Below are 15,700 nucleotides of genomic sequence, written 5' to 3'. Positions count from 1 at the left end.
CGCTTGATATCCTCGAACAGCGGCAGCGTCAGGTTAGGGAAGGAAGAGGCGCGCATATCTTCCATCGGCAGGTTCATGGCCTGCCGGACTTGCTCGGGAATATTGGTGGGTCCCGGGATGAATAGATGCGTGAACCCAGCCATGCGTGAAATTCCTCCGATCGTTCTGGATGTGGAGGAAGTTTCGTCTTGGCGAGGCTCGCCAACAACACCTTGCCGGGTAAGTTGTTGGCTCTTGCGGGTAGGACGAACCTACCCGATCGGCCTACCCGACAGGGGATTTGGACGTGCGTTGTTTCTCGCTTGAATAGAGCGCGACGGCCATTGCGCGGTTGCGAACGTCCAGCTTGTCGTAGAGATTCTTCAGGTGATATTTCACCGTGTTCTCGGAAATCCCTGTACGCGTGGCGATCTGCAGATTGGTCCAGCCGTCGGACAGCACCGCCAGCAACTCGCGCTCGCGCACGGTGAGCCGGGACAACGGCGTGTCGTTGACTTTGTTGATGTCGATGTAGGGGATGCAGATGCGGCCATGCGCGACCGCCAGGATCGTTTCGAAGATCACCGGCGGATCGTCGAACTGGAAGCAATACCCTTGAGCGCCTAGGCGCACGCATTGCTTGAGGATGCCGATGTCGTGGTCGTTGGAAAAGATCGTGATACGCACGCCAAGCTCACGGCTCTGAACTTCAGTAAGCACGTCGGCGCCGTCCATGTCGGCAAGCTTCCAGCCGACGACGGCGACATCGAACTGCGTGGCGGCAGCCATATTGAGGAATTGTGCGCCGCTATGCACGGCACCGAGCAAATCGAAGCGGCCGTCGCATTCCAGCATTTCACGGAGCGCCGAGACGACGAAAGGATTGCGCTCGGCCACGACCACGCGAACGCGCCGCGAGACAGTTCCATCGCTCGTGTTTCCAGACTTGGTGTTCAAGGGCAGCGTTTGTCCTCGACCGTTAGGGGATGCGCGGACCCTTGCTGGACCCTGCATCATGACAATTCTGCCTCAATGGCGAAGGGGTGCTCTTTCCCCAGCGACATGCGCTGTCGCGCCGGCTGAAGCGATTGTCACAGCCGCGCCGCAGGCGCCGCGCGTTGCTGCCAAGAGGTTGCGAGGCGAAGGCGACCGTCACATTTCCTTGGCTATTCCGCGCGCTAGAGCGACATCTTTGCAAGACGAATCCTGTGGCCGCGCTATCTGCCGCACAGGTTTGGATTTCCCGAAAAGCGGTTTCCACTTTTCGGGATCATGCACTAGACCTCATTTCGGGATTCCTCGTTGCGGGAGGCGCTGGTGGAACGCCAGGACAGACAGACGACCGACGCCGCGCCCACCGAGGAGCATCACGCCGACATCTATGGCGAGGACGGCGCCGTGCGCGCCTCCTTTCTTGCGCAGATCGGGGCGGCGATCGCCGACCGCGACACGATCACCCTCAAGCGCGAAGTCGACGACCTGCACCAGTCGGAGCTCGGCGACGTGCTGGAGGCGCTTCACCCCGAACAGCGCCGGGCGCTGGTCGAGTTGCTCGGCTCCGATTTCGATTTCTCCGCGCTGACCGAGGTCGACGAGGCGATCCGCCTCGACATCGTCGACAATTTGCCCAACGCACAGATCGCGCAGGCGGTGCAGGAGCTCGATTCCGACGACGCCGTCTACATTCTCCAGGACCTCGAGAAGGAAGACCAGGACGAGATCCTGTCGCAACTGCCCTTCACCGAGCGCATCAGGCTGAGGCGCGCGCTCGACTATCCGGAAGAGACCGCCGGCCGGCGCATGCAGACCGAGTTCGTCGCCGTGCCGCCATTCTGGACGATCGGACAGACCATCGACTACATGCGCGAGGACAAGAACCTCCCCGAGCGCTTCAGCCAGATATTCGTTATCGATCCGAGCTTCAAGCTGCTCGGCGCCATCGATCTCGACCAGATCCTGCGCACCAGGCGCGCGGTCAAGGTCGAGGACGTGATGCATGAGACGCTGCACGCGATCCCGGCCACGATGGACCAGGAAGAGGCGGCGCGCGAGTTCGAGCAGTACAATTTGCTCTCCGCCGCGGTCGTCGACGAGAACGGGCGGCTGGTCGGCGTGCTGACCATCGATGACGTGGTCGATGTCATCCAGGAGGAGGCGGAAGAGGACCTTCTGCGCATGGGCGGCGTCGGCGACGAAGAACTGTCCGACACCGTGCTCGCCACCTCGCGCTCGCGCGTGCCTTGGCTGCTGGTGAACCTTTTGACAGCCTTTCTCGCCGCGTCGGTGATCGGCCTGTTCGATAACACGATCGAGCATATCGTGGCGCTTGCCGTGCTGATGCCGATCGTCGCCGGCATGAGCGGCAATGCCGGCTCGCAGACCATGACCGTTACCGTGCGCGCGCTGGCGACCAGGGACCTCGATATCTACAACGCCGCGCGCATCATCCGCCGCGAGCTCGGCGTCGGCCTCATCAACGGCGTCGTCTTTGCGGTGCTGATCGGCATGGTCGCCGGATTCTGGTTCCGCGACCCCAACCTGGGCGGCATCATCGCGGCGGCGATGATCATCAACATGTTTGCCGCCGCGCTTGCCGGAATCCTCATCCCGCTGGTGCTCGATCGCTTGAAGATCGATCCGGCGGTGGCCTCCGCGGTCTTCGTCACCACGGTGACCGATTGCGTCGGCTTCTTTGCCTTTCTGGGGTTGGCGACTTGGTGGTTTAGAGCGCCCTAAACCAAGGGGGCCGCTTTAATTGACTTTTACGTAAATGCCGTGCGAGGTTGCTGCGGGGGTCAAGGTGCCGAATCCGGCGCTGCATGGGTATCACCGGAGGGAAGGGCGACGCTTGAAGCGGCGATGCTCGGGCTTGGGAGTGGGAATGCGGGAATATTATACGATCACCGAGCTGACACGCGAATTCGACGTGTCGACGCGGACGTTGCGTTTTTACGAAGACGAAGGGCTGGTGCAGCCGGTGAGACGCGGTCGCACGCGGCTGTTCCGGCCGTCCGACCGGCATCTTATCCGCCAGATCATGCGGGGAAAAAGGCTCGGCTTCTCGATCAACGAGATCCGCGAGATCATCCAGATGTACAAGGAGCCGCCCGGCGAGGTCGGCCAGCTCAAGCTGATGATCAAGCGCATCGAGGAAAAACGCGAGGACCTGCGCCAGAAGCGGCGCGACCTGGAGGAGACACTGGCCGAGCTTGACCAGGCCGAAGAGTCCTGCGTGGAGCGGCTGGCGGAACTGGGCGTGAACACATAGGCATGACTGCCAGTGGCGGTTGGCTAGAGCCTCCTGAATTTCGTCATCCTAAGGCGAAGCAAGGAGCGAAGCTACGCGCGCACACCCCGGGATCCATGCCGTGACGCTAAGGCGTTGCAACGATTGCAGAATTCTGCTCCGTTGCGCTCTATGACACAGGTCACGGCATGGATCCTCGGGTCAAACCCGAGGATGACGACGTTCCCAACGTTCAGGCTAATCGCCAGGCCACTCAGGAAGCAACCTCAGATCCAGCGCCGCACCCTTTTTGCATAGTCGCGATATTTCTTGCCGAATTTCGCCGCCAGAATCTTTTCCTCCTTCTCGATCGCCAGCTTCTGCGTCGCGAAGGCGGCGAGGAAGGCAAAGATCAGGAACCAGGCGATGCCGGTGACGAAGGCGACGCCGATCAGCAGCAGCGTGTTGGCGAGATACATCGGATTGCGGGTGACGCCGAAGGGACCGGAAGTCACCAGATGGTCGGGCTCGGCATTGGGGTCGAGCGTTGTCCTGGCCCTGAACATGGCACGGATGGCTGTGATCCAGAGCATGGCGACGCCGAACAGCGCTACCCAGCCGACGCCGAACAGGAGATCGCCGAAGATGTCGCTGATCCAGGGCAGCGGGTACAATATGCCGAGGACGACGCTCGCCGCGATCGCCACGACATAGATTACCGGCGGCCAGGGAATCATCCCGTGTCTGGGCTTTGCGGTGCCCGTCATTGCTGCCCTCCCTGTATCTGATCCTCGGTCGCGGCGGTGCAGGTTTCCGCAAGATCGGCCAGATGCGATTTCCAGATGCTGGACTGGTCGTTGGCGTAGAGCTTTTCGAGAGATCCTTCGCCCTTCAGCGTGTCCAGCATGCAGCCACAATAGCTCGTACAGAACTTGCTGTCGCGCTGCTGTTCGCACTGCACTTGGCAGGCCGGCAGGAAGCCGGCTTCCTTGTCCTGAGGGGCAGCGGGCATGACCAGCGAGAACAGCCAGACCGAGCCGAACAGAAGCGGCTGGTGGATGAGGTAGAAGGCGAGGCTGTGGCGGCCGATGAAAGTCAGGGGTTTTGACCAGGGTCCGGGCATCCATGTGCCCAGTCGGGCAAGAAGCCCGGACGAGGAAGCCAGCTTCACCGCGGCGATGCCCGCAAGCACTGCGCCGAACCAGGGAAAGAGTGGCACATAGTCGTTGGAACGTGGGTTGGTGGCGGAAAGGCCCACCCACCATAGCGCCGGATGATCGAAGAATTCCGACCGTAGATAGTAGGGCGCTGCAATGACTGCCGCGGCAATGATCGCCGTCAGCAGCCAAGGCAGCCTCAGAAAGGCAAGACCGACAAGGCTCGCCAGCGCGATCTCGTGCAAGATGCCGAAGAAGATGAAACCGTCCGGCGTGACGAAATAAGTGACAGTCGAAATGGCGACCGCCGCCATGGCGACCATCGCGAAGCGCTTCCAGAAGCTTGGCCAGCGGATCTGGCGGCCATGCGCGAGGAAGAGGCTGACGCCGACCAGGAACAGGAAGGTCGAGGCAATGCAGCGCGCGTAGAACTTCCACCAGCCGAAAGCGGTGAGGCCGGGCGACGTGTAGCCGAAATTTTCGAGGTCCCAGGTGAAGTGATAGCTTGCCATCGCAATCAGCGCGACGCCGCGCAGGATATCGAAGACTGCGATGCGGCCTTGCTTGGGCGCGTCCTGAACGGGTTCGCTCGTCGTTTGAAGGCTCATCGTCTGGCAATCCGATTCAGTCGTGCCAAACGACTATCATGGTTCAAGCCGACGACAGAAGCAGTCGGCCATCAATGCGTTTCATGGCAGCCATGAAATTTTGCTTTAGGCCAGAGGCGGAAAGGCTTTGGCAGGCTTCGCTTTTCGGCCCCCTGTGGTCGGTTTCCTGCTACCGGCCGTCGGCCGGTCCGGCCAGATTCTGCGCGTGATTCACGTTTCGGAGGGCCGATGTCCACCCATGTGCGCCATCCGATCTGGCTTCCGGCCCTGAGGCCGGCGGATGCGCGCACCTTCGCCTCGCTCTATGCGGTGGAATCCTTCGCACGCGCCACGATCTCCAGCGTGATCCCGATCCAGGCCTACGAAATCCTGCACAATGAGCGGATCGTCTCGATCCTATACACCATCGTGTCGCTGATGGGTCTTTCGGTCACGCTGTTCATGCCGATGCTGATCCGCCGCTTCGCGCGGCGCTGGGTCTACACGGCCGGCTGCGCGTTGCTGGCGATCGGCTCCGCCTTCTTCGTCACCCACACGCTGCCCGGACAGATCGCCGGCATGCTCTGCCGCGTCATGGGGGCGAGCGCGCTGTCGATCACGCTCAACCTCTACATCATGGATCATATCCGCAAGACCGACTTCATGCAGGCGGAATCGCTGCGCATGGCGTGGTCGATGTTTGCCTGGACCGGCGGGCCGACGCTCGGCATCTTCCTTTACACGCATTTCGGCATCTATGCCGCGCATGGCGCGGTCGTGGTTTTTGCGTTCGCGCTGCTTTGCCTCTTCTGGTTCTACCGGTTGAGCGACAACCAGTCGATTCGTCCCGGCAAGTCACGTCCGGCCAATCCGGTCGCCAATATCGGCCGCTTCCTGAAGCAGCCGAGGCTCAGGCTTGCCTGGCTGATCGCCTTCGGCCGCTCCTGCTTCTGGACGACGTTTTTCGTCTATGGCCCGCTGTTCATGGTGATCGCCGGCGAGGGTAAGCTTGCCGGCGGCTTGCTGGTTTCGGCCGGCAACGCGCTGTTGTTCGTGGCGATCTTCTGGGGCAGGGCCGGCAAGCGCTTCGGCGGGCGCCGGGTCATGACTTTCGCCTATTTCGCCATGGCCGCCATGCTGTTCGCGGCGGGCGGCGTCGGCGAGGCCGCGCCATTGCTCACAGCCGCTTTGCTGCTGTTCGGCGCGTTGTTCACCATCGCGCTCGACGCACTCGGCTCGACCGTCTTCATGCGCTCGGTGCGTTCCTACGAGAAGGCGCAGATGGCGGCCGTCTATCGCACCTATCTCGACTTCTCGGAGCTGACGCCCCCGCTCGTCTATTCGGTCGTGCTCACCTTCTTCGGCCTTGGGTCGGTGTTCGTCACGCTCGGCATCCTGGCCGCCTTTTGCGGCTTCGTCACCTGGCGCTATCTGCCGAAGGCGTTTTGAGCGCCGCGTGGCGTTCGCGCACCCAATCGTGAAAGCGGTGCAGGTCGTATTCTTCCGGCATCAGCACGCCGGCCTCGTGGCGCATCGAGCGCAGGCCCTTCTTGGGACGCGCACGAGATCGCCCAGCAACGAATAGGACCAAGCGTGGTAGGGCCATGTCAGCAGCCTGGCCTTCAGCCGCCCGGCGCTTTCCTGGCAAAGCTGCGAGCCGCGATGCCGACAGGTGTTGTGGAAGGCGCGCAAGGCGCCGGTCTCGTCGCGCAGCACGACGATCTCCTGCGAGCCGATGCGGACCGAGCGGAAGGCAAGCGGCTCGGCGAGATCGGCCTCGCGGCAGACCATCAGCCAGCTTCGGTACCAGATGGCCTCCAGATCGCGCCGGTAGGCGTCGGCATCCCAACAGGCGGCCGACGGCAAGGTCGGCTGGAGGCTGGTCAGGCCGTAGTAGGGATCGCGTTCGCTCGGATTGGGCTGCATCGGCTTCTCCCAGGTGAGGACAGCCGACACCCGGGCAACGCTGTTGTCATATGCCGGCTCCGCGCATTGTGGCGGCCACGGGAGGACTTTAAGGTCGAACGCATGTTGCCGAGAACGATGTCGCTCACCGAGGAACTGGTCGCCCGCTGTTTTCGCACGGTCGAGGACAGCGGGCCCGACCCTGACGCCGCGCATCTGGGTGACGCGGACTATGACGCAATGGCGCGTACGCTGGAGTCACAGCTACCCGCCAACGAACCGCTTTGGCTGTTTGGCTACGGCTCTCTGATCTGGAAGCCCGAGATCGAGCATGTCGAGGAGCGGGTGGCCCTGCTGCGCGGCTGGCACAGATCCTTCTGCATGAAGATGACACGCTGGCGCGGGACCAAGGAAAGCCCGGGCCTGATGATGGCGCTGGACCGCGGTGGACAGTGCAAGGGCGTCGCCTTTCGGCTCGGCGACGGCGACAGACGCGAGCAACTCGACAGGCTTCTGCGGCGCGAGGTGACGCTGAAGCCGACCAGCTATCATCCGCGCCTGATCAACATGATGAGCGATGGCGGTCCGATGCGTGCGCTGGCCTTCGTCATCAACCGGCAAGGGACTACCTATGCCGGCCCCTTGAGCGAGGAGGAGGTTGTCGAGAGGCTCGCGACCTCCTGCGGCCACTGGGGCTCGGGCGCCGATTATCTCTACAATACCGTGAAGAATCTCGAGCAGCGCGGCATCCACGATACGCATCTATGGCGGTTGCAGCAGCTCGTCGCGGCCCGGATCGCCGGCGCGTAGGGGTCGTGAGCCATGCCGCAATCGCGCCGAACGGTGGCGGAATTTGCTTTGCTGGCAGGAGGGCTTCTGCCTAAAGTCGCGCCGTCGGCCCGATAGCCGCGACATTGTTCATCCAAGGTGAAGGCCAGGAAATGACCGGCGCGACGGCCGCTAGTGCAGCTCGCAAATTGACTTTCATCCTCGGCGGCGCGCGCTCGGGCAAGAGTTCTCTTGCCGAGAGTCTGACGACCGCTCATCCGTCGCCCTGGACCTACATCGCCACGGCTCAGGCTTATGACGACGAGATGCGCGAGCGCATTGCGCTGCATTGGTCGCGGCGTGGCGAAGGGTGGGTCACCGTCGATGCGCCGCTCGACCTGGTTGGCGCGATTGTAGCCTTGCCCAATCACCAGCCGGTGCTGATTGATTGCCTGACGCTCTGGCTCACCAACCACATGCTGGCCGAAAACAATATCGAAGCTGAATGCCGGCAGTTGGCGGATGTGCTGTCGCTACCGCGCGGCCCGTGGTTCGTGGTTTCCAACGAAGTCGGGCTGGGCATCGTGCCCGAGAACGCGCTGGCGCGCCGGTTCCGCGATGCCGCCGGCCGCCTCAACCAGCAGGTCGCGGCGGTGGCCGACAGCGTTCTCATGATGGTGGCGGGGCTGCCGCTCAAGGTGAAATGACATGGCTGAAATCGAGGAAAAGGACGCCGAGCGCCATCGCGCCAAGATGGCCAAGCGCAAGGCGGTGCAGGATGCCGAGGTAGCCGGCAAGACCATCGAGAAAGGCCTGCTGATCGTCAACACCGGGCCGGGCAAGGGCAAGACCACCGCCGCCTTCGGCCTGGCGCTGAGGATGCTGGGCTACGGCAAGCGCGTCGGTGTCGTGCAGTTCATCAAGGGCAAATGGCATACCGGCGAGAAGGACGCCTTTGCAGCGTTCGGAGATCGCGTCGTATGGCATGCGATGGGCGAGGGCTTCACCTGGGAGACGCAGGACCTGAAGCGCGATATCGCCGCCGCCGAAGCCGCCTGGGCCAAGGCGCTGGAGCTCATGGCCGATCCGTCGATCAGCCTCGTGGTACTCGATGAGCTCAACATCGCGCTGCGCTATGATTATCTCGACCTGGAAAAAGTGGTCGCGGCGCTGAAGGCACGTCGCGATGATCTGCATGTGATCGTCACCGGCCGCAACGCCAAGCCGCTGCTCGTCGAGGCGGCCGATCTCGTCACGGAGATGGGACTGACGAAGCACCATTTCTCGGCCGGGGTGAAGGCGCAGCAGGGAATTGAATTTTAGCCGCTGATCAAGATGGTCAGGTAGATCACCACCGCCGAGACGACCGCGAAAAGGCCGAGCAGCAGCCAGTCCGCCATGCGATAGAGCTTCAACGCCCGGCGGATATCGGTGCTTTCGGCCTCGCGGCGACCGCCTTCGCCCATGAAGGCATCCTCAACGACCTCGCCGCCATAGCTGCGCGGTCCGGCGAGGGAAAGCCCCAGCGCGCCTGCCATTGCGGCTTCCGGCCAGCCGGCATTGGGCGAGCGGTGTTTCCTGGCATCGCGCCGCATGACTTGCCAGGCGGCGCGCGGATCGGCGCCCGGGACCAGAAAGGACGCCAGCACGATGAGCAGGCCGGTCAGCCGCGATGCTGGCAGGTTGATCAGATCGTCGAAGCGGGCGGCCGCGCGGCCAAAGGCTTCGTGTTTCGGCGTGCGGTGGCCGATCATGGAATCGGCGGTGTTGGCCGCCTTGTAAGCCGCGCCGCCGGCGAGACCACCGATGCCGGTCCAGAAGGCGGGCGCGACGATCCCGTCGGAGAAATTCTCGGCCAGGCTTTCGATCGCCGCGCGGGCGACGCCTGCCTTGTCCAACTTTTCAGGATCCCGGCCGACAATGCGTGAGACGGCGATGCGGCCGAGCGTCAGACCGCCGGTCTCTAGCGCGTCCGCGACCTCCTCGACATGCTCGGCGAGACTCTTCTGCGAAAAAAGCGAGGAACCGAGGACGGCAGCGACGACCAAGCCCGTCGGGAAGATCAGCCAGAGCAGAACGTGCAGCGCTAGGCCGATAAGGCCAGGCACCAGCAAAATAATGAGCAACGCCCGCACACCCCGGCGGCGACGGATTGCGTCGGAATCTGTTGCGCGGTTGAGCCGGCGATCGAGAAAGGATATCAGCCTGCCGATCCAGGTTACCGGATGGCCGATGGCGTTGAACAGCCAGTCCGGATAGCCGAGGGCACGTTCGACGGCGAGTGACAGGAAAGCGATCAGGACAGACATGAAGCTTCTAAGCGGCGCGATCGCAGCGGTTGATCATGGCGGCAGCCTTGGCCGGGCAAGCGCGCTTTTTCCTCATGCCCCACAACCTTTCGTGGACCTCTCGACAGGTATCAACCCGCACTCCTATCCGCTTTTCGAACTGCCCGCCACCGCCCTGACCCGATTGCCGGAGGCAGCACAACTGCGCGAATTGGCCGAAATTGCGGCTGCGACCTATGGCGCGCCGTCGGCGGCGTATGTTGCGGCCGCGCCCGGCACGCAGATTCTGCTGCCGCGCGTGGCGTCTCTGCTGCGGCCCGGCAAGGCGCTGGTGCTCGGCCCGACCTATGCCGAACATGCCCGCGCCGCGGCCATAGCCGGCCATGCGGTCGCGGAAGTCGGCGATTTCGACGAGCTGGCCGACGCGGACCTTGCGGTGCTGGTGAATCCCAACAATCCGGACGGACGGGTGATCGAAAAGGCGCGCCTGCTAGAGCTTGCCGCTTGGCTTCGCGCCAAGGGCGGGCTGCTGGTCGTCGACGAGGCTTTCATGGATGCCGGCCCGATTGAACACAGCCTGGCCGGCGATGTCGTTGAGGGCGGCATTGTCGTGCTGCGCTCGTTCGGCAAGTTTTTTGGTCTCGCCGGTGTTCGGCTTGGCTTCGCGCTCGCCGATCAACTGACGACCGAGCGGCTGGACGCGCAGCTGGGCCCCTGGGCGGTTGCGGGCCCGGCGCTCGAATATGGCATCCGCGCGCTGTCGGATACGAAATGGCAGGCCGCGATGCGGCAACGCCTGGGACAGGACGCCGCCCGGCTCGACGCGTTGCTTGGCCGATTCGACGTTCCTGTCGTCCGCGGCACCAGTCTGTTCCGCTACTTGTCATTTGCCGAGGCCCCAAGCCTGTTTTCGGCGCTCGGCGAGGATGGCGTGCTGGTGCGCCATTTCGCCGAGCGGCCCGGAGTGTTGCGCATTGGTTTGCCTGGCAGCGAACCAGAATGGCAGCGCCTCGAAAGCGCGCTTGCCGCCTGGGCCGCACGGCGTAAGGATGCGTCGAAGGAGATCGGACGATGATCCATGTCTGTTCGCTGTCGAAGGTCGACGAGACTGTGGCGAGGACCGGCGCGCAGCGCTTGCTGTCACTGCTTGCTGCCGGCACTGAAGTGATCCGCCCGGCCTCGATCCTGGCGGAAAACCACCTGCATCTCGTCATGCACGACATCGCCGTGGCGCAGGAAGGCATGACGATGCCCGGCGAGGAGCATGTGCGGGCCTTGCTCGACTTCGCCTACCGCTGGGATCGGGTAAAGCCGCTGGTCGTGCATTGCTATGCCGGCGTCAGCCGTTCGACCGCATCGGCCTACATCATCGCCGCCGCGCTGGCGCCGCGGCGCGACGAGATGGAACTCGCCCACACGCTTCGCTTTCTATCGCCGACGGCGACACCCAATCCACGGCTAATCGCAGTTGCCGACGCGCTGCTTCAGCGGGATGGCCGCATGATCGCGGCGATCGAGGCGATCGGCCGGGGCGCCGATGCGTTTGAAGGAGTCCCCTTCGAATTGGGGATCGAAGCTTAGAATCGCAGCGGACGCACGCTACGACAGCCATTCGGTAAGATTGGCCTTACGCACATCCCTGACCAGACTGATAAAACCGTCTGCCTGATGCTCGGCGGTGAGCCGACCTTTCTCGGCGGTGGCGATACTTGCATCGCCGACCACGCCGTTCGGGTTGAGGTCGCTGGCGATCCAGGCGAAGGCATGTGTGCCGGTGTGGCGCAGCAGGGCGAATTCTTTTTCGGCGCGGCCGACATTGGAGACAAAATTGTCCGCCTTGCTCATGTCGACGAGGTCGGGCCGGAAGTGCAGCATCAGCGAGGTCTCGACATCACCGCCATGGATGCCGTGACGGTCCTCCAACTCGGTATACATGCCGGCCGGGCGGCCGAAGCGCTGCCAGCTCGTCTTCACCGACAGCATTTTGGCGCACACACGCAATTCGCGCGAAATGATGCCCATGATCTCTTCATTGCCGCCATGCGAGTTGACGATGATCAGTTTCCTGACCCCGGCGCGCGCGATCGACAGGCCAAGCTCGGTCCAGGCATCCACCAAAGTCGTGGCCGACAAGGTGAGCGTTCCCGGCGCATGCAGGTGCTCGTTCGACTTGCCGACCGCCTGCACCGGCAGGATGCGGATGTCCAGATCGTCGGGCAGGCGCGCGATCACCGTCTCAAGCATGCCCATCATGATCGAGGTGTCGGTCGAGACCGGCAGATGCGGACCATGCTGCTCGATCGCCGCCAACGGCAGCACGGCGATCGTCGCTTCCGCGTCTATCGAGGCATATTCGGTCGTCCGGTAATCGCCCCACCACACACGTCTTGTCGTCACTTTTGTCTCCCGATGGTCTGCTGTTCGGCTTGGAGGTCTAAAGGGCGCGGGCGTTCCGGGCAATGCTATCCTGCTGCCAAAACCTCCACCTCGACCTTGAATTCCGGGCGGGCGAAGCCGGAGACGATCATCAGCGTGGAGGCCGGCGCCGGATCGGAAAAGAGCCGGTTGCGAACGTCCATATAGGGCTGCAGATGGCCACGATCGGTGACGAAAGCGTTGATGCGCACGATGTCGTTCAGCGTCAGGCCGGCTTCGCTGAGGATCGCGGCTATGTTCTTGAAGCAAAGCTCCGTCTGGGCTCCGGCATCCTCCGGCACGGCATCGTCCGGACTGATGCCCAGCTGGCCGGAACATAGCACCAGGCGCTTTCCGGCGGGTATTTCGACGCCGTGGCTGTAGCGGGCGAAAGGGGGCTTGATCGATTTGGGAGCGAGGTATTTGAGCATTGCATTCTCCTGTCCGCAGACAGCCTAGTGGCGGATTCATGAAACATTCAAGATGCCGTGCATGCCGCCCAGGCGATTATGGACAGGCGTCCAAAAAATAGGCACGATGCCTCGCGTACAGCATGACCCGTCCGGTCTCGGCAATGACTGTGGCGCGAGCAGGCGGCCCAGGCGGTGGCATGTGTCTTGCTTCTTGAATCAATGGTGTCGAGCCCAGCGCGTTGCGCGCCCGGGCCAAGAGAGGGTGATGTTTATGGTCGGAAAAGAGAAGATCCTGGCGGGTGCTTTCGCCCTGCTTGCCGCGAGCACGCTGGCGGCGAGTGCGAACGAGAAAGTGACGTTCGGCACCAACTGGCTGGCCGAGCCGGAACATGGCGGCTACTATCAGGCCGTTGCCGACGGCACCTACGCTGCCTGCGGCCTCGACGTCACCATCATGCAGGGCGGCCCGCAGGTCAGCGGCCGGCCCATGCTACTCGCCGGCAAGATCGATTTCTATATGGGCGGCAATCTGCTGTCGGCCTTCGATGCCGTGCAGCAGGGCATTCCGATGCGCGTCGTCGCCGCCGATTTCCAGAAGGACCCGCAGGTCATCATGTCCCAGCCGGGGCAGGGGCTGGACAAATGGGAGGACCTGAAGAACGCCGACCAGTACATCCTCGGCGACGAGGGCGCGCAGACCTTCTTCCAGTGGATGGTGACCGAGCTCGGCTTCGATGCTGCCAAGCGCGTTCCTTACACCTTCAACCCGGCGCCCTTCATTGCCAACAAGAAGTCGATCCAGCAGGGCTATGTCACGTCCGAGCCGTTCGCGGTGCAGAAGGCGGGCGGCTTCGTGCCGAACCAGTTCCTGCTCGCCGATTATGGTTGGGATACCTATGCGACGACGGTCGAGGTGATGCAGGATACGATCGATAAGCGGCCGGAGGTGGTGCAGTGCTTCGTCGATGGCTCGGCAAAGGGCTGGTACAATTATCTCTACGGCGACAACAAGGCCGCCAACGACTTGATCAAGAAGGACAATCCGGACATGACGGATGAGCAGATCGCGTTCTCGATCGAGCAGTTGAAGAAGTTCGGCGTGGTCGATTCCGGCGATTCGGAAAAGCTCGGCATCGGCGCCATGACCGACGCGCGCATCCAGAGCTTTTATGACAAGATGGTCAAGGCCAAGGTCGCGCAGCCGGGCATCGACATCAAGAAGGCCTACACGCTGGCTTTCATCAACAAGGGCGTCGGGCTGGAGCTGAAGAAGTAAGGCGGCCTGCCTGAGATGATCCAGGAGAAAGTGGCTGAGACGCCGGCGGCATCGGACGAAGCCCCGATGCTGCTTTCGTTGCGAAACGTCGGCAAGATCTTTTCCAACGGCGTGACTGCGCTGAGCAAGGTCGATCTCGCGATCCGCGAGGGCGATTTCCTGAGCCTGCTCGGCCCGTCCGGCTGCGGCAAGTCGACGGCGCTCAGGCTGATCGCCGGCCTGTCGACGCCGACCTCAGGCCAGCTCGACTGGCGCGGCTCGATCGACCGCTCGAACATCGGCTTCGTCTTCCAGGAGCCGACGCTGCTGCCTTGGGCGAACGTCTTCGACAATGTCTGGCTGCCGCTGAGGCTCAAGGGCGTGTCGCGGGCCAAGGCGGCGCCGGCGGTGATGGAGATGCTGTCGCGCGTCCATCTCACCGGCTTCGAGAATGCCGTGCCGCGCGAACTTTCCGGCGGCATGAAGATGCGCGTCTCGATCGCCAGGGTCATGGTGACCAAGCCGCGCATCCTTCTGATGGACGAGCCCTTCGCGGCGCTCGACGAGATCACCCGCTTCAAGCTCAACAACGATCTTCTGGAACTGTGGCAGGACGAGCGTTTCACGGTCGTCTTCGTCACCCACAGCGTCTTCGAAAGCGTGTTCCTGTCCAGCCGCGTCGTCGTCATGGCCGCGCGGCCGGGCCGCGTTTTCGGCGAGCTCGCCATCAGCGCGCCTTATCCGCGCGACGAGGTGTTCCGGACCTCACCCGCCTACGCCGCGCTTTGCCGACAGGCCTCGGACGTGCTGGTCGACGCCATCAACTCAACCGCGGGATCGCACCATGACGGTCGTTGACGACACCGCGCTGAAGCTCGATCCGGAAGAGGCGCGACGCGCCCGCCAGGAACGTCTTGAGCGCATCGGCAAATGGGTGCTGCCGCTGGCGATCATGGTGCTGGCGATCGTGCTGTGGGACCGCATCTGCGTCTGGAACGAGATCCCGCAATACATCCTGCCGCGGCCGGGCGTGGTGCTGCAGACGCTGCACAATGATGCCGGCCTGTTGTTCTCCTCGCTCCTGGTGACCCTCAGGATAACCTGCCTTAGCCTGCTGCTCGCCGTGATCGGCGGCGTCGGGCTGGCGGTGCTGTTCGCGCAGTCGAAATGGGTGGAGATGTCGTTCTTCCCCTTCGCCATCGTGCTGCAGGTGACGCCGATCGTGGCGATCTTCCCGCTGATCAACATCTATGTGGACAACCAGACCGTCAAACTGCTGCTCTGCGCATGGATCGTCGCCTTCTTCCCGATCCTGTCCAACACCACGCTCGGGCTGAACTCCGTCGACCGAAACCTGCGCGACCTGTTCAAGCTCAACGGCGCGACGCGCTGGCAGCAATTGCGCTATCTGCGCCTGCCGGCGGCGATGCCCTATTTCCTCGGTGGGCTGAAGATCGCCGGCGGCCTGTCGCTGATCGGCGCGGTGGTGGCGGAATTCGTCGCTGGCGCGCAAGGGCAGTCGTCCGGGCTTGCCTCGCGCATCATCGAGGCCGGCTACCGGCTCAACGCGCCGCGCCTGTTCGCGGCGCTGATCCTGATCTCGCTCACCGGCATCCTTATCTTCCTGGTGCTGTCTCTGGTGTCGTATCTGATCCTGCGCCGCTGGCACGAGAGCGCGCTCAAGCAGGAGCACTAGAGTGTTAGCAG

18 protein-coding genes and 1 pseudogene are annotated in these 15,700 nt (G+C 63.1%); 11 read left to right on the top strand and 8 right to left on the bottom strand.

Annotated features, from left to right (window positions below):
• Together P9272_RS19765 and P9272_RS19760 are read right to left on the bottom strand one after the other, a co-directional pair.
• Positions 1-143, bottom strand: a pseudogene (locus P9272_RS19765) (serine--glyoxylate aminotransferase); the annotation flags it as partial.
• A 121-nt stretch (positions 144-264) separates the two neighbouring features.
• Positions 265-936: a response regulator transcription factor gene (locus P9272_RS19760; RefSeq protein ID WP_278161837.1), complete on the bottom strand. Its 672-nt coding sequence runs from the start codon at positions 934-936 to the stop codon at positions 265-267.
• A gap of 360 nt (positions 937-1,296) precedes the next feature.
• Here P9272_RS19760 and mgtE point away from each other — a divergent pair, with 360 nt between their 5' ends.
• Both mgtE and P9272_RS19750 read left to right on the top strand, forming a co-directional pair.
• Positions 1,297-2,715 (top strand): magnesium transporter, encoded by a 1,419-nt coding sequence (gene mgtE, locus P9272_RS19755; protein WP_278161836.1) that lies wholly within the window; start codon positions 1,297-1,299, stop codon positions 2,713-2,715.
• Positions 2,716-2,860: 145 nt separating this feature from the next.
• A complete protein-coding gene (locus P9272_RS19750) occupies positions 2,861-3,247 on the top strand; it encodes a MerR family DNA-binding transcriptional regulator (RefSeq protein WP_027168973.1) in 387 nt (128 codons plus the stop codon).
• 245 nt (positions 3,248-3,492) lie between these two features.
• On the opposite strand, the gene P9272_RS19745 is transcribed toward P9272_RS19750, so the two are convergent.
• Both P9272_RS19745 and P9272_RS19740 read right to left on the bottom strand, forming a co-directional pair.
• Positions 3,493-3,972, bottom strand: a complete 480-nt coding sequence (locus P9272_RS19745; RefSeq protein WP_278161835.1) for an isoprenylcysteine carboxylmethyltransferase family protein — start codon at positions 3,970-3,972, stop codon at positions 3,493-3,495.
• Complete coding sequence (locus P9272_RS19740; protein WP_278161834.1) at positions 3,969-4,970, bottom strand: DUF1624 domain-containing protein; 1,002 nt, start codon at positions 4,968-4,970, stop codon at positions 3,969-3,971. Before P9272_RS19740 ends, P9272_RS19745 begins: the two co-directional genes overlap by 4 nt.
• A gap of 228 nt (positions 4,971-5,198) precedes the next feature.
• On the opposite strand from P9272_RS19740, the gene P9272_RS19735 reads away from it, so the two are divergent.
• Positions 5,199-6,398 (top strand): MFS transporter, encoded by a 1,200-nt coding sequence (locus P9272_RS19735; protein WP_278161833.1) that lies wholly within the window; start codon positions 5,199-5,201, stop codon positions 6,396-6,398.
• Positions 6,399-6,458: 60 nt separating this feature from the next.
• Here P9272_RS19735 and P9272_RS19730 read toward each other — a convergent pair whose 3' ends face one another.
• Positions 6,459-6,875 carry a Rieske (2Fe-2S) protein gene (locus P9272_RS19730; RefSeq protein ID WP_128258129.1) on the bottom strand — a complete coding sequence of 139 codons (417 nt, stop codon included), beginning with the start codon at positions 6,873-6,875 and terminating at the stop codon, positions 6,459-6,461.
• 102 nt (positions 6,876-6,977) lie between these two features.
• Between P9272_RS19730 and P9272_RS19725 the strand changes: the two genes are divergently transcribed.
• The 3 genes from P9272_RS19725 (at position 6,978) to cobO (ending at position 8,945) form a co-directional block, all read left to right on the top strand.
• On the top strand, positions 6,978-7,664 hold the full coding sequence (locus tag P9272_RS19725; protein ID WP_278161831.1) for a gamma-glutamylcyclotransferase: 687 nt from the start codon (positions 6,978-6,980) through the stop codon (positions 7,662-7,664).
• A gap of 131 nt (positions 7,665-7,795) precedes the next feature.
• Positions 7,796-8,329: a bifunctional adenosylcobinamide kinase/adenosylcobinamide-phosphate guanylyltransferase gene (cobU, locus tag P9272_RS19720; protein WP_278161830.1), complete on the top strand. Its 534-nt coding sequence runs from the start codon at positions 7,796-7,798 to the stop codon at positions 8,327-8,329.
• Position 8,330: 1 nt separating this feature from the next.
• The gene (gene cobO, locus P9272_RS19715; RefSeq protein ID WP_027168966.1) at positions 8,331-8,945 is read left to right on the top strand and encodes a cob(I)yrinic acid a,c-diamide adenosyltransferase; all 615 of its coding nucleotides are present in this window, start codon (positions 8,331-8,333) and stop codon (positions 8,943-8,945) included.
• Here cobO and cbiB read toward each other — a convergent pair.
• Positions 8,942-9,931: an adenosylcobinamide-phosphate synthase CbiB gene (gene cbiB / locus P9272_RS19710; RefSeq protein ID WP_278161829.1), complete on the bottom strand. Its 990-nt coding sequence runs from the start codon at positions 9,929-9,931 to the stop codon at positions 8,942-8,944. The two genes, cobO and cbiB, sit on opposite strands and share 4 nt — an antisense overlap.
• On the opposite strand from cbiB, the gene cobD reads away from it, so the two are divergent.
• Together cobD and P9272_RS19700 are read left to right on the top strand one after the other, a co-directional pair.
• Complete coding sequence (gene cobD / locus P9272_RS19705) at positions 9,930-10,985, top strand: threonine-phosphate decarboxylase CobD (RefSeq protein WP_278161828.1); 1,056 nt, start codon at positions 9,930-9,932, stop codon at positions 10,983-10,985. The genes cbiB and cobD overlap by 2 nt on opposite strands.
• Positions 10,982-11,491, top strand: a complete 510-nt coding sequence (locus P9272_RS19700; RefSeq protein ID WP_128258123.1) for a tyrosine phosphatase family protein — start codon at positions 10,982-10,984, stop codon at positions 11,489-11,491. The genes cobD and P9272_RS19700 overlap by 4 nt, the downstream gene beginning before the upstream one ends.
• Before the next feature lie 18 nt (positions 11,492-11,509).
• Here the strand turns inward: P9272_RS19700 and P9272_RS19695 are convergent, their stop codons facing one another.
• Together P9272_RS19695 and P9272_RS19690 are read right to left on the bottom strand one after the other, a co-directional pair.
• A complete protein-coding gene (locus P9272_RS19695) occupies positions 11,510-12,307 on the bottom strand; it encodes a creatininase family protein (protein ID WP_278161827.1) in 798 nt (265 codons plus the stop codon).
• Between the two features lie 65 nt (positions 12,308-12,372).
• A complete protein-coding gene (locus P9272_RS19690) occupies positions 12,373-12,756 on the bottom strand; it encodes a RidA family protein (RefSeq protein ID WP_278161826.1) in 384 nt (127 codons plus the stop codon).
• A gap of 253 nt (positions 12,757-13,009) precedes the next feature.
• On the opposite strand from P9272_RS19690, the gene P9272_RS19685 reads away from it, so the two are divergent.
• Genes P9272_RS19685 through P9272_RS19675 form a run of 3 tightly spaced genes read left to right on the top strand, consistent with a single transcriptional unit; the run spans position 13,010 to position 15,689 of the window.
• Positions 13,010-14,014, top strand: a complete 1,005-nt coding sequence (locus P9272_RS19685; RefSeq protein WP_128258265.1) for an ABC transporter substrate-binding protein — start codon at positions 13,010-13,012, stop codon at positions 14,012-14,014.
• Positions 14,015-14,029: 15 nt separating this feature from the next.
• Positions 14,030-14,851, top strand: coding sequence for an ABC transporter ATP-binding protein (locus tag P9272_RS19680; RefSeq protein WP_278161825.1), 822 nt, complete (start codon positions 14,030-14,032; stop codon positions 14,849-14,851).
• Positions 14,838-15,689: an ABC transporter permease gene (locus tag P9272_RS19675; protein WP_278161824.1), complete on the top strand. Its 852-nt coding sequence runs from the start codon at positions 14,838-14,840 to the stop codon at positions 15,687-15,689. Before P9272_RS19680 ends, P9272_RS19675 begins: the two co-directional genes overlap by 14 nt.
• The last annotated feature ends 11 nt before the right edge of the window (positions 15,690-15,700 follow it).

The organism is Mesorhizobium sp. WSM4976, assembly GCF_029625685.1.
GTDB lineage: Bacteria > Pseudomonadota > Alphaproteobacteria > Rhizobiales > Rhizobiaceae > Mesorhizobium.
This window is presented reverse-complemented; position numbering and strand designations above follow the sequence as displayed.

Bases quoted from the DNA above. Each gene is read 5' to 3' on its own strand.
- P9272_RS19725 (WP_278161831.1), top strand. From the start codon at position 6,978: ATGTTGCCGAGAACGATGTCGCTCACCGAGGAACTGGTCGCCCGCTGT.
- P9272_RS19685 (WP_128258265.1), top strand. From the start codon at position 13,010: ATGGTCGGAAAAGAGAAGATCCTGGCGGGTGCTTTCGCCCTGCTTGCC.
- cbiB (WP_278161829.1), bottom strand. From the start codon at position 9,931: ATGTCTGTCCTGATCGCTTTCCTGTCACTCGCCGTCGAACGTGCCCTC.
- P9272_RS19740 (WP_278161834.1), bottom strand. From the start codon at position 4,970: ATGAGCCTTCAAACGACGAGCGAACCCGTTCAGGACGCGCCCAAGCAA.
- P9272_RS19730 (WP_128258129.1), bottom strand. From the start codon at position 6,875: ATGCAGCCCAATCCGAGCGAACGCGATCCCTACTACGGCCTGACCAGC.
- P9272_RS19745 (WP_278161835.1), bottom strand. From the start codon at position 3,972: ATGACGGGCACCGCAAAGCCCAGACACGGGATGATTCCCTGGCCGCCG.
- P9272_RS19690 (WP_278161826.1), bottom strand. From the start codon at position 12,756: ATGCTCAAATACCTCGCTCCCAAATCGATCAAGCCCCCTTTCGCCCGC.
- P9272_RS19675 (WP_278161824.1), top strand. From the start codon at position 14,838: ATGACGGTCGTTGACGACACCGCGCTGAAGCTCGATCCGGAAGAGGCG.
- cobD (WP_278161828.1), top strand. From the start codon at position 9,930: ATGAAGCTTCTAAGCGGCGCGATCGCAGCGGTTGATCATGGCGGCAGC.
- P9272_RS19700 (WP_128258123.1), top strand. From the start codon at position 10,982: ATGATCCATGTCTGTTCGCTGTCGAAGGTCGACGAGACTGTGGCGAGG.
- cobU (WP_278161830.1), top strand. From the start codon at position 7,796: ATGACCGGCGCGACGGCCGCTAGTGCAGCTCGCAAATTGACTTTCATC.
- P9272_RS19680 (WP_278161825.1), top strand. From the start codon at position 14,030: ATGATCCAGGAGAAAGTGGCTGAGACGCCGGCGGCATCGGACGAAGCC.
- cobO (WP_027168966.1), top strand. From the start codon at position 8,331: ATGGCTGAAATCGAGGAAAAGGACGCCGAGCGCCATCGCGCCAAGATG.
- P9272_RS19735 (WP_278161833.1), top strand. From the start codon at position 5,199: ATGTCCACCCATGTGCGCCATCCGATCTGGCTTCCGGCCCTGAGGCCG.
- P9272_RS19750 (WP_027168973.1), top strand. From the start codon at position 2,861: ATGCGGGAATATTATACGATCACCGAGCTGACACGCGAATTCGACGTG.